Origin of the sequence: Oscillatoria sp. HE19RPO (genome assembly GCF_024220515.1) — a bacterium.
Taxonomy (GTDB): Bacteria; Cyanobacteriota; Cyanobacteriia; order Cyanobacteriales; family Laspinemataceae; genus Laspinema.
This window is the reverse complement of record NZ_JAMXOT010000271.1, coordinates 1-12,873: the sequence shown is the minus strand read 5'-3', so window position 1 is coordinate 12,873 and position 12,873 is coordinate 1. Positions and strand designations below refer to the sequence as shown.

At 48.0% G+C, this 12,873-nt stretch carries 10 protein-coding genes; 2 read left to right on the top strand and 8 right to left on the bottom strand.

What is annotated here, in order from left to right; all coding sequences use genetic code 11:
• Positions 1-266 precede the first annotated feature (266 nt).
• The 6 genes from NG833_RS22475 to NG833_RS22450 form a co-directional block, all read right to left on the bottom strand.
• On the bottom strand, positions 267-764 hold the full coding sequence (locus NG833_RS22475; protein WP_254567508.1) for a hypothetical protein: 498 nt from the start codon (positions 762-764) through the stop codon (positions 267-269).
• Positions 764-1,900: a ParM/StbA family protein gene (locus NG833_RS22470; RefSeq protein ID WP_254567507.1), complete on the bottom strand. Its 1,137-nt coding sequence runs from the start codon at positions 1,898-1,900 to the stop codon at positions 764-766. The genes NG833_RS22475 and NG833_RS22470 overlap by 1 nt, the downstream gene beginning before the upstream one ends.
• Before the next feature lie 87 nt (positions 1,901-1,987).
• The gene (locus NG833_RS22465; protein ID WP_254567506.1) at positions 1,988-2,392 is read right to left on the bottom strand and encodes a RidA family protein; all 405 of its coding nucleotides are present in this window, start codon (positions 2,390-2,392) and stop codon (positions 1,988-1,990) included.
• 420 nt (positions 2,393-2,812) lie between these two features.
• Positions 2,813-6,211, bottom strand: coding sequence for a PAS domain S-box protein (locus NG833_RS22460; protein ID WP_254567505.1), 3,399 nt, complete (start codon positions 6,209-6,211; stop codon positions 2,813-2,815).
• A gap of 495 nt (positions 6,212-6,706) precedes the next feature.
• Positions 6,707-7,063 (bottom strand): hypothetical protein, encoded by a 357-nt coding sequence (locus NG833_RS22455; protein ID WP_254567504.1) that lies wholly within the window; start codon positions 7,061-7,063, stop codon positions 6,707-6,709.
• Positions 7,064-7,307: 244 nt separating this feature from the next.
• A complete protein-coding gene (locus NG833_RS22450; RefSeq protein ID WP_254567503.1) occupies positions 7,308-7,736 on the bottom strand; it encodes an NUDIX hydrolase in 429 nt (142 codons plus the stop codon).
• A 300-nt stretch (positions 7,737-8,036) separates the two neighbouring features.
• Here NG833_RS22450 and malQ point away from each other — a divergent pair, with 300 nt between their 5' ends.
• Entirely contained in the window at positions 8,037-9,542 is a 1,506-nt protein-coding gene (gene malQ / locus NG833_RS22445; protein WP_254567502.1) for a 4-alpha-glucanotransferase, read from the top strand.
• Between the two features lie 288 nt (positions 9,543-9,830).
• Here the strand turns inward: malQ and NG833_RS22440 are convergent, their stop codons facing one another.
• Both NG833_RS22440 and NG833_RS22435 read right to left on the bottom strand, forming a co-directional pair.
• On the bottom strand, positions 9,831-10,625 hold the full coding sequence (locus tag NG833_RS22440) for a RodZ domain-containing protein (RefSeq protein WP_254567501.1): 795 nt from the start codon (positions 10,623-10,625) through the stop codon (positions 9,831-9,833).
• Positions 10,622-11,416 carry a pseudouridine synthase gene (locus tag NG833_RS22435; RefSeq protein ID WP_254567500.1) on the bottom strand — a complete coding sequence of 265 codons (795 nt, stop codon included), beginning with the start codon at positions 11,414-11,416 and terminating at the stop codon, positions 10,622-10,624. The genes NG833_RS22440 and NG833_RS22435 overlap by 4 nt, the downstream gene beginning before the upstream one ends.
• 266 nt (positions 11,417-11,682) lie before the next feature.
• Here NG833_RS22435 and NG833_RS22430 point away from each other — a divergent pair, with 266 nt between their 5' ends.
• On the top strand, positions 11,683-12,477 hold the full coding sequence (locus NG833_RS22430) for a DUF2993 domain-containing protein (protein ID WP_254567499.1): 795 nt from the start codon (positions 11,683-11,685) through the stop codon (positions 12,475-12,477).
• Positions 12,478-12,873: the final 396 nt, after the last annotated feature.

The following is a 12,873-nucleotide window of genomic DNA, read 5'->3' as shown; positions in this document are numbered from 1 at the left end:
TATCAGAATTTTTGTGAAGAAACCCGGTTTCTAACCTTGACTGTATCCACGCCCTGGGACAAGAAACCGGGTTTCTCTCCCTAATTTGTCCCCAATTATCAGAATTTTTGTTAAGAAACCCGGTTTCTAACCTTGACTGTTCCAATACTCTCCAAATTCTTGATATAATATTCCCAAAAAGAATCAGGAGTCAAAGGTTTTAAAAACTTTTGACTCCTGATACTTGCAGATTTTATCCTGATTTTTTCTAACCCATTGGTTCCGACTTAGAAATCATCGATGAAGGAACTGAGTCGTTGGAGTAAGGGGTCCACAGGTTTGGGGGGGGCGACGGGTTCCGGTTCTGGTTCCGGTTCCGGTTGGGGTTCCGGTTGGGGTTCCAGATAGGGTTGTTGAGGCGGTTGATAATTTCCCCGTTGATTATTGAGGGCGATCGCCAACTGTCCCACCTGCAAGCTCAATTGTTGCAACTGCTTTTCCAGTGCATCCAATCGACTCGCCTCCCTCGCCGCTACCCGTTCCTCTAAGGACCTCAATTGCCCTTGTAACTCCCCAATGGTGTCCGAGGCATCTGCTGATTTCCGCGTCGGTTTTACCGATTCGGGTACATACAAATAATGCCATAGGGCTTCTTTACACAAGTCGCCGAAACTCTTGTGGGGTTGGTTTTGTAACTCTTTCTGCACAACCGCCAACAAGGTTTGGTCGGCTACCTCATCGGTAAATCCGACCCGTTTCTTTGTCTTGCTTAACCAAAAAACCATTAACTTCCGGCCCTAGAGGAGCGAGTGTACGAAGAGGAGGCAAGTTGAGCCTCTCCATACAAATATTGTCCCACAGCATTAGCCGGACGGGAAGGTTGGGCCAAATGAACTTTCAAACCCGCTTGTTCAACCAAGGGTTTCAGAGCATCGGAGAAAAATTCCCCGCCACCGCCGGTCAAAATCACGTCAGTGACCCGTTCTGGTAACCACTTAATCAACAAGTCGGAAAGTTCGCGCGCAAATAATTCTCGCAAGTTAGGCAGAAAATCATCCAAATTGGTGGGTTTGGATGCACCACGAGGACGGAAGAACCGTTGACCCCTGGGTTTATTCACCGCATCGATTAAGGACAAGGATTGAGTATCCACACTAATCGGCGCTTGGCTATATGCCTTTTCCACTTCGGTTCCCACGCGCTTGTAAAACTCGCTCATGGCAAAGGGTTCGCTCTTGGAGGCCCCCCGTGCGAACCGGAAATTATCAACCATTAAAAAGTCAGCGGTTTGATGTCCGATATCCACGATCGCCACTGAAGTCTTGGCAAAATCCGGGGACACCCCTTTTTTATCCACCTTCTCCTGCGCTTCGCACCAGATTAAGCTGCCATATCCTTCCGGCATCACCCAAACTTTGGTGATATTCAGGGTCACTTGCTCACCGCGATAGCTCATCACATGAGGCGAAGTCAGCAAATTGGTAATTTCCTCTTTTTCCCGCTCAAACTCTTCTTGAGAATGATAGGGCAGACCGAGGACAACCACTAAATCATCTTTTAATCCAAAGTAAGCGGCACTGGCGAGGACTTTCACCAGGGCATTTTCCACTTTCCGTTCGCCAACTCCGAGATTTGCGCCAAAGTCAGCCGCTAACTGACCGATCGCATAACCCCGCCCTTGATACTCCAACCACATATCCAATAACGGATCCGTAGGCCGAGATTCAAATTCCCCACCCCGCACTTTTTCTACAGGGACCTGGGCCACATTAGATGGAATAAATACCACTTGGTTGGGGTCCCGGCTAACACAAGCTTTTGTTGCTGTGCGGCCCAAATCAACGCTCAGAATGGAAGTTCTAAAGGAATTACTAGACGCTTTGCTAGTAACTGCCGTATTTGTAGGCTGTTGGATCGTCATTAAATTTTATAACCTCCCCTAAATTTACCAGTATCTTGCCACCAAACCCCTAAGATATCAGGATTTTGCTGTTTTTAAATCTTAAGACTATCCAGCAGTTCCTTCAATCACCGCGATACAGTCAATCTCAACGAGTACATCTTTAGGTAAACGTGACACTTGGACTGTGGCGCGCGCCGGTGCCGTGGCTTCATCGAAATATTTAGCATAAACGGCATTCATCGCAGCAAAATCATTCATATCTGCCAAAAAAACCGTGGTTTTTACCACATCGTGAAAGGTGGCACCGGCAGCGGTGAGGATGGCATTTAGATTCGCCATCACTTGGATGGTTTGCTTGACCACATCACCCTCCCCGACTAGGGTCCCGGTCTTGGGGTCTAGGCAGATTTGACCCGCAACAAAGACGAACTGACCCGTGGCGACGATCGCCTGATTGTAAGGTCCAACGGGTGCGGGTGCTTGGTCTGTCTGAATGATTGTTTTAGTCATTGAGATTAGATTTTCAAGAACGGGTTATCCCCGGACGGTTTATCTGGCTTGCGAATTGGAATGGAAAACACATTTTAAATCCCGTGTTCAGGGATATTTTACCTAGATTAATGCTCGCATTCTCCCTGGATCTTGCCCTTGTTCTGCCGGTTCACTTAAACCCTTTCAGGAATGAACATTAACTGAGTAAGGAACGACGCGATCGCGTCCATCTTCCTGACCCTAATTCCACTGGGCTATTGTTTGCGCCCCCTGGCGATCGCAATTCAATGCCATCGAAGCTGTTCGCCAAACCAGAGGGACTTCAAAAAAAACAGCCTTCCATAGTTTACCCCAAGGGGGACGGGTGGAATCGCGATCTATTTTAGCAGGAGCAGGAGAGGGAAGTGGGGAATGCGATCGCCAATGTACAGAACCCCTTTAAATCTGGGCATAATGTACTGAACAATCGCGGCCCTGGTCCTTTGCTCGATACAAGGCGCGATCGGCTTCCTGAATCAGGGTTTCCAAAGACGACTCAACTCCAGGCATCACCGTTGCAATTCCCACACTCAAGGTAATGTATCCACAGGTGGGAGATGCCCGATGGGGAACCTGTAATGCCTTCACCGCCTCGCGAATGGTTTCCCCGACGCAGATCGCCCCATCCGTCTCGGTATCCGGTAAAATCACCGCAAATTCTTCGCCGCCATAGCGCGCCACAAAATCTAAGGGCCTTTTGCTGGCTTTTTGAATAGCAACTGCCACTTGTTTGAGACATTCATCCCCAGCTTGATGGCCGTAGGTGTCATTATAGGGTTTGAAAAAGTCGATATCGCATAGAATCAACGAGAGTGGGGTGCGATCGCGCTTCATCTGTCGCCATTCGCGTTCTAAATATTCATTAAAATGACGCCGATTTGATAACAGGGTTAATCCATCCCGAGTTGCCAGTTGTCGCAACTGTTGATTCGCTTCTTTAAGTTGTTCATACAGTTGAGATTGTTGGGTGGCAATTCCCACCTGAGTTGCCAATTGACTGAGAAACTTAATTTCTGACTGCTGCCATCGTCGAGGTGCGGCACAGTGGTGAGCAATCAGTAATCCCCATAACCCACTACTTTGGACAATGGGCACCATTAACATCGCCTTGACTTCTACCTCAGTTAAAAAATTCACTTGAGACTCGCTCACCCAAGCTTGAGTAATATCCTCAACCTGATAAATTCCCCCCAACTCTTCCGGGGGTAAATCCTGTTCTCCTAATAAGGGATCGCGAAGGGTTAGCCCTAAAATCGAGCAGTATTCTGAATTAACCGATTCCGATACCATCACCCCGGTGGAATTATCTCCTAAGCGACAAATTGCCACGCGATCGCACTGTAAAAATTGCCTCACCTGGACCACGGTCGTTTGTAAAATCTCTTTCAAATCCAGAGACTGTCGAATCCGCTCCTGCATCGCGGATATCAACCGTTCTCGTTCAGCTTGTTGTCTTAAAGAGGCTTCAATTTGAACCCGATAAGTAATATCCCGAACGATCGCCTGCTGCACTTTTAAACCCTCTCCCCATTGGACCACACTACAACTAATATCCGCCCAGAGCGTTTCCCCATCTTTTTGGCGGACTTGGGTATTGGGCAACCATCCGCCCCCGGTTTTCGCGGTTAAGGCGAACACAGTGTTCACTCTTTCTCGTTCTTGGGGGGGCAAAATTTGACTGGCGTGGAGGGTGACTAATTCTTCTTTGGTATAACCCAATAATTCCTCGGCTTTTTTATTAGATTCTAAAAAATTACCCTCCAAATCCGTGAGTAATATCGCATCTCCGGCATCATTCATTAAGGAGCGATATTTGGCTTCGGATTCTGCGAGGGCAGCTTGGGCTTTTTTCTGTTCGGTGATATCTAAGGCGGTTCCAAAGAGCCTAATGGGTTTTCCGGTTTCATTAAAGACTGCCTCGGCTCTGGCTTCAATATAACGGAGGGTGCGATCGCGTTGCCAAATTCTCAGTTCAACTTCATTGGCACTACCTTGTTCGAGAGCTTCTCGAATCAGCTTGCTCCAAGTTTTTCTATCGTTTCGGTGTAGCTGTTTCACCAGGTGAAGATAGCTTAATCCTGAATCAAAGGGGCAATCAAAAATTCTTAAAAGTTCTTCAGAAACTGTGATTTTTTTAGAATCCACCTCATATTCCCAGCTTCCCACATGAGCCACTCTTTGGGCGCGGGCGAGATTGGCTTCACTCTTCTGGAGGGATTCAATTAATTGATTTTTCTCTCGGTCCGCATTTTTACGCGCCGTAATGTCTCGCACAATCGCCAAAACTTCATCATCTCCACTGGCAATCAGTCTCGCTTCATAGACAGAAACTTCACCGCTGATTTCTAGTTGATATTCAAACACTTGGATTTCTCCAGTTTCCAAGGTTTGTTGGATATATCTCATAGATGTTTCGGCGATGTTTTGGGGCATGACATCCACCACTTTTAAGCCTTGAAAAATTTGTGGTTTGATTAAATTACTAAAATTAGCCGGTTTAAAATCTAGGTACGTTCCATCTCCTTTCACTCGAAACATTAAGTCGGGGATGGTATTGAGTAAGGCTCGATTGGTGGTTTCACTTTTAATTAAAGATTCTTCCGCCCGCTTGCGTTCGGTGATATCATGGGTAATTCCTAAAACTTGATAAATTTCTCCCCGTTCATTGAGTAAGGGAATATAAGCAATTGCTGCGCTCAGTGGGGTATGATTTAAGACAATATTGGATTCTCCTTTCTGAGGAGTTTTTGTTCTAATTGCCTCTTGGAGTAGGGGGAGATAGGTATCGGTAATCGTCGGTGGAAATAATTCTTCATCCCGGCGATTTAGAATTTGTTCTTCGGTATAGCCACTCACTCTGATACCTTGGGTATTAATAAATTGAATGCGGCGATCGGCATTATAAATTACAAAAGTATCCGGGAAGTTATCCACGGCCTTTCTAAACCGTCTTTCACTTTCTATTAACGCTATTTCGGTTTTTTTGCATTCGGTAATATCACTGTATGCAATCACAAATCCATGGTTTTCCAAGGGGATCGGTACAGCGGTAATATTCAGCCAGTCCACTTCTCCTTCCGATGAGGAAATTCCAACTTGTAAATTTTGAATGCCTCGATTTTCAACCGATTCTGTTAAAGCCAGCATTCTGGAAAATTCTTTGAGATTTAGCGGAGTTCCTTCTCTCAAAATGAGCCGATCATCTCTATCCGTTTTAGCCTTTGCTTGTGAGCTTCTAACCAGGGCATCTAAATACTCTAATGACGCCGTATTTGATTCTATAATGTTCCCCTCGGAGTCGGTAACTGAAATTCCCAAGGGGAAAATATCAAAGATTGTTTTATATTTTTCCGCGAGTTCTTGAGTCGTTTTTTCCAGAGAGGGGGCTTGGGAAAAATTCTCAATAGTTGCCACAGCACATTGTGGATTGTCTGCTGCGTCTAGCATCAGAGATAGCTTTTGTTTCACCCAAATTTCTGTTCCATCTTTGCAAATTAATCTTTTGTCTATTTCATATCCCTCTCTCTTTCTGGCAATACACTCTTGCATGAGAGCCTTCTCTGCTTGAAAGTCTTCGGGATGAGTAATCTGACGATATTCCAGATGGGATAGTTCTTCTGCCTCGTACCCCAGCATGGTTTGTAAAAAAGGGTTGGTTTGCAAGAATTTTCCAGTCAAGTCCCAAAGCGCTAACCCAATCGCGGCTCGTTCAACTATGATTTGGAAGTATTCATCATGATGGGTTCCACCCGGGCTGACGGAATCATGAGTTTGACTAAATTGGCGATCCAGGTTCATACACCCTACCCTTCCTTACTGCGAATTTTATTACCCTTGAATAGGCGATGTTTTGCTCTCATATTTCGGCTTTACAACCCAGTTTTCATGTTTTCCTTTTATCCTGTCATAACGTTCTGATTTTATCTGAACTATTTTTAAATTGGCTTGATTTTAATTATAATTTTAGTCAAAAATTGAGTTTTCAAGTAACAAATTTTAAGGAAATTTCCAGGGATTTTACAGACCCATTCACAAGAAGCTTATGGGTCATCAAGACCGGGTTTATCATTGGCAAGGACAACCTATGTATTGAAAATCAACAAGCCGGGATGGTTGGAGGGTGGGAAGGGTTGACGGTGATCTCGATCCAGACTATTTTCTCTAGAATTCTAGTCGCGGGTTCGAGTGGCAAGGGAGGAGGAAACTGGAATAGCAGGAAGCCAACCTGTTCCTCGGGTGAAACGGGCTGTCCTTAACTATCATGCCATTCCGGTTGAGCGGGGATTAGAAACTCTATTCTAAGTCAAGGTTGAGGGCGCATTGGCAGTTGGGAGGGGCAAAGGGCGGTGCGAATTGAGAAATGGGGATTGTCCAAGGGTTGATGATGACATTAATAAAAATCTGAATCACTTTGATTGATATGGCTTTGGGAGTTTTGAAATATTTCGTCTTTAAAGAAAAATAGCCACAGAGCGATCGCACCGTTAAGATTTTTAATAGACCCAAACCGAGGGGTTGGGGAAGTTCGGGTGAATCGAGTACCGCCGGATCCGCGATCGAGTCGGACCCACTATTTCCGGGGGACGGCGAGGCGATCGCATCGGTTAGATACCAACCCAGTGGAGTAGGAAACCCACTCTGATACTCCATTCGGTTGTTAAAGGTCTATAAAAACCCGCACCCTCAAGGGTGGAGGCTCACAAGACAAAGCCTGCCTACGCAGGCTGAAGAGTAAAATAGGTCTTTCACAACCGGATTTGGTATGATACTCCATCCAATTTTCCAAAGTCGATAAAAACCCGCACCCTTTCCTTTTGGAACGCTCATAGAACAGGGTGCGGGTTTGGGCTATTTTATTTTGGGGAGTTCTCCTCCAGATGGAGTGGCGATCGCCTTAAATCCGGGGTCTGATCCCATAATGTCGGTAGCGCCAATAATCCTTCAGGATGCGATCGTGGTCAAAACAGAGATTGGGGGGAATGCGCCAAGACTCAAAACAGTCTAAATTTTTGGCATCATCTGCCGCCTGGGGTTCCCCCGTCGCCGTGGCTAAAAACACCACACTCAGAGTATGCTGACGCGGGTCCCGATTGGGGTCAGAATACACATGAAATTGTTCGATGAGTTCCACATCTAACCCGATTTCTTCTTTCGCCTCACGAATCGCCGCAGTTTCCAGAGATTCCCCATAATCCACAAAACCCCCGGGAAGCGCCCAACCCAAAGGGTCATTGCGACGCTCAATCAGGATAATGGGACGCCCGGGGCGATCGCCTAACTCAATAATGATGTCAACAGTCGGAGTGGGATTGCGATAAGTCATGGTTAGATTTTAAAGTTGAGAGGTTGAAAGTTCGGTTTTTAACCGCCAGGACTTACGGATAAACCCCTATTTGTAGGGTTGATTCGCGAATCAACTCTACAAATAGGTTTGACTCTCCAAATCTGCGTAAGTCCTGACCTCGAAATCCTTGTTAGCGGGGATCCGGGCTGATTTGTCATCCAGTTTCAATGGGGCGATCGCCGCTCTCTAGTGACCCATGCCGTGATAAAGTTGAGAGTCGGTAGCCCAGTCAACCATTGGGCAACCAGGCTTAAGTTATTTTCCAGTGGTACATACACCATGCCCTTCCCCAGATCTAGCGGTATTCTACTCCACCCCACCTCGTTTCCCAGTCGGTTTGGTATCGGTGACCTTGGCGAAGCCGCTTATCGCTTCGTAGACTTTTTAGCAGAGAGTTACCAACTTTACTGGCAGATCTTGCCGCTAGGACCTACGGGATTTGGCAATTCTCCCTATTTGTCCTATTCCGCGATGGCGGGAAACCCGATGTTGATCAGTCCCGATCGCCTGCGAGATGACCAATTACTCGCCGATTGGGACTTTGACCAAGTGCCAGAATTTCCCGCAGATTGGGTTGATTTTGACCAGGCGATCGCCATCAAAATGCCCCTCTTACAACAAGCCTGCCAAACCTTCAAAGCCCAGGCTTCTGCGGAGCAAAAACAGCAATTTCAAGAATTTTGCCATGAAAAAGCCTACTGGCTTGACGATTATGCCTTATTCATGGCGATTAAAGGCGCAATGGATGGCAAAAGCTGGTATCAGTGGGAACCCGACATTGCCAAGCGCCAAACCGAGGCCCTAGACAAATGGCGGCGACAGTTAACCGCAGAAATCTTTTTCCAAAAATTCCTGCAATACCAATTTTTCCGGCAATGGTCCGACCTCAAACGCTACGCCAACGAACGAAACATCCAAATTATTGGCGATATTCCCATCTATGTCGCTCACGATAGCGCCGATGTTTGGGCCAATCCAGACATCTTTTGTCTGGATGTCAAAACCGGAGAACCCGCAGGAATGGCCGGAGTCCCGCCCGATTATTTCAGCGCCACGGGGCAATTATGGGGTAACCCGGTCTACCTCTGGAAGCGCCTGGAAAAACAGAATTTTGATTGGTGGGTCAAGCGCTTCCAATCCATGTTGAGTTATGTGGATATCATTCGCATCGACCATTTCCGGGGCCTAGAATCCTTCTGGTGCGTGCGCCAAGGGGAAACCACCGCCATGAATGGAAAGTGGATTCCGGCACCGGGTTCGGCCCTACTGAAGACGGTGAAAGAACGCTTAGGCAGTCTGCCGATTATTGCGGAAGATTTAGGGGTGATTACCCCAGAAGTGGAAGCCCTGCGAGACGAGTTCGAGTTTCCGGGGATGAAGATTTTACATTTTGCCTTTGGATCCGGACCGGGGAATCCCTATTTGCCGATTAACTATTACTCGCGCAACTGTGTGGTTTATACCGGGACTCATGATAATGATACGACGGTGGGATGGTTTGAAAAACTGTCGGACCATGAACGGTGGGGTCTTTTATCCTATTTAGGACCCGTTTCTGAGGAAGGCATTCACTGGCAAATGATTCGAGTAGCATTGTCTTCCGTGGCGAATCAAGCCCTGATTCCCATGCAGGATTTGTTGGGACTCGGCAGCGATGCGCGGATGAATACGCCCGGATTGGCGGAAGGGAATTGGGGATGGCGTTATCGCGGGGAGGTGCTGACTTGGGACCTGCGCGATCGCCTGAAACTGCTCACGGAAACCTATGGTCGCCGGTGCTATTAAGTCGCCCACCCTCAAGGTCAAACCCGATCATGTAGGGTTGATTTGCGAATCCACCCTACATGATCTGGGGTTTATGAGTCATCCCAAACCCGGTTGTCAAAGGTCTACAAAAACTCCAAAATGTAGAGGCGATTCGCGAATCGCCTCTACATTTTGGGGGGGTTTTCAAAATCTGCGTAAGTCCTGTCCAAAAAACAAGAAACCGGGTTTCTACCCTAGATTTGTGGCTTTATTGCGACAAATTTTCTAAAGAAACCCGGTTTCTAATCCCTACGGTACAACCATAGGCTAGGGTTCTGCCTGAACAATCACCTCTTCGATAACCCCAGGTTTACCCATGAGTTTGGCTTGTTCATCATTAACCGCCATGAGGACCCCACCGGCATTACCCGCGACGACAATCAGTTGTTGTTTCGCTTCCCAAGTGCGTTCCGTTCCTTGCTGTAACGTGCCTTCAAATTCCTTTTTGCCATCGGCGGTAATTTCAACCCAAGAACTATCCTGAACAATCAATCCCACCCTAACCGGGGCGTTGGAATTGGACTGACTGGCCCCAAGGGTTTGAGAGGCAGTAGTTGGGGGGGTGGGTTTTTCAGCCGTGGCGGATTCAGAACTCGCTACCGCCTCAGCGGTTTCCGATGGTTGTTCGTTGGATTGCTGCATCGCCGTAGTTTCGACCCATCCAGATAACCCTTTGACTGCACCCATAATCAGCAGAATATAAATCAGGTACAGATGAATCGGTCGAAATTTAGGCATGGGTAAATACCACTGGGCTATTTTCTGCTTGCGCCAAGTGGAAATGATCGGAAAGGTTTTAGCAAACTCAACGCCATTTAAACCCAGCGTCTCAGCATACCGCAAGAGAAAACCCTGAACATAAATGGGTTCGGGGAGTTTATAGAGTTGCCCTTCTTCAATCGATCGCAGCAGACTGACTCGAATCATCGTTTTCGCCGCGACTTGTTCAAGGGTCATCGACTCAGACTCCCGCACTTGCCGTAAGTAAGCACCCATCTCGGCCAACTTGACCGATGGATCCTGCTGTGGTTTCAGGATAGCTTTAGGTTTATGCTTCTTCATCGGGTCGGTTCCTGAGTATCTGCTGGCAAATTTACGGAGTTTAGGGAGACTTGACTTTGTAAGAAACATATCTCAGAGGGGTTCAAGGGGCGGTAGTAGCCGTGGGGCAAGGGAGCTTCCCCGGGTGGGTGGAGATGAATCGAGCCGATGGCGGTGCGGTGTAAGTGAATGACCGGGTATCCTAACAATTCAGCAACCCGGCGAATTTGGCGATTTCTGCCTTCCCAGAGAATCACTTCGAGCAGGGTTTGGGACCGATGCGGGCGATCGAGGATGCGAACCTCAGCCGGTCGGGTTTTTTTACCATCTAGGATGACACCGCGACGCCATGCTGCCAAGGTGGATTCCGGGGGTTCTCCGGCAATGGTCACCTGGTAGGTTTTGGAAATGCTATGCCGGGGATGGGTGAGTTGGAAGGTGAGTTCTCCGTCATTGGTCAACAGTAATGCGCCGGTGGAGTCAAAATCCAACCGTCCAACGGGATGGATGCCTTTTTGGTGCCGTAAGTCAGCAGGCAGGAGGTCGAGGACGGTGGTCCGACCTTGGGGATCGGCGCAGGTGGAAACAACTCCAGTGGGTTTGTTTAATAACAAGTAAACGGGACTAGGACGATCGCCTGGGTTGACGGGGATACCATCAACTTGGATGCGATCGCGTTCAGGGTCGGCTTTCTGCCCGAGGTGGGCAATTTCGCCATTCAGTTGGACCCGTCCCTGTTGAATCATTTTTTCAGCTTGACGGCGTGAGGCAATGCCCCACTCGGATAGGATTTTTTGCAGTCTAGCATCCATGTTTTGGACGGCTGCGTTTGCTCGCTTTTTTCTAAAAGTTTTTAGGGGTTGAGTCCACCTGACAACTTGCCAGAGTGAACTATGTACAAATATTACAGGATCGGGGAGAATACAAGCACTCAGAACGGAAAACTAGGGGTTAGAAGCACTCAAATGCCCCGTCCGTCCGGTGGCGAGGGGTGCTGGATGCCCCAACATTTCACCCTAGCTCCCCGATCTCCCTGATTCTAGGGCCTTGCGCCTGGGGAATTTCATTGAGAATATTTATGCGCGAAAAAGAAATTATAAAATTAGCTTCTGTGTCCAGCGATCGCCCGGAATTATCCCCACCGGAAGAAGGTTTACCCCTGACTCCACCCAGTCACCCGTCTCGGTCTCGCATCGGTTGGGTCCTCTCCAGGGCGGTGCAATTGTGGCTGCGATCGCAGGTGGAATCCGTTAAGGAACTAGAGGTGCAGATTGAGGGAGGCGATCGCCAAATCCTCCAAGGAGTCATTCCCCAGGTTTCTCTATCTGGGTCAAATGCCATCTACCAAGGTCTACACCTAAGTACCCTAGAACTCCAGGGCACCGGCATTCAAGTCAATCTCCGGGACATTCTGCGCGGGAAATCCTTACACCTTCAACACCCGGTCCCCGTAGTGGCGCGGTTACATCTGACGGAAGCTGACCTGAATGCCTCTATGCGATCGCCCTTGATTGCCGATGCCTTCACTCCCTTATTCTTCCCCCAATTCGCCTCCGCCCTCTCCTGGGACTCAAAACCCACCCTCACCTGGGAGGGCGCTGCCATCCTCTCCTCCCAGGAAACCCTCACCCTGCGCGGAAGTTTCAACACCCCCTCCCAAGGGTCCCAACCCTTTCTCCTCCAAACCGGGTTACAACTGGCCAACCCCTCCGAATTGCACTTTCTCAATCCAAAGATTCAACTGCTTTCAGACTCAGCGGTAATCCCATTAGAAACCGTGATTTTACCCCTAGGTTCCGATGTGGCAATTTCAGAACTTTCTTTCACCGAAAGGGGGTTAATCTGTCAAGGCCAACTGACAGTTCTGCCTTAAGGGTATTCCAAAAAATCAATCATTCCTATTCGGTTGTTAAGGGTATTCCAACAAATAAATCATCCTTGCTTTGATGCGATCGCACCTAACAAGACTCTTTTAGCCCGCGCAGGCACCGCTTTGTCCGTGTAGCCCCTTTCTAAGCGGAACGCTCCGCGAACAGCCTGCGGGTTTTTTGGGTATTTTATTTTTTGGAGTTCCCTAAGTAGGGTAGCAATGCCCACCCTACAATTGCTATTTTATTTTTTGGAGTTCCCTAAGGGGATTCCAACAAATAAATCATCCTTGCTTTGATGCGATCGCACCTAACAAGGCTCTTTTAGCCCGCGCAGGCACCGCTTTGTCCGTGTAGCTCCAGGCTTGAGCCTGCGGGTTTTTTGAAGGTTTTATTTTTTG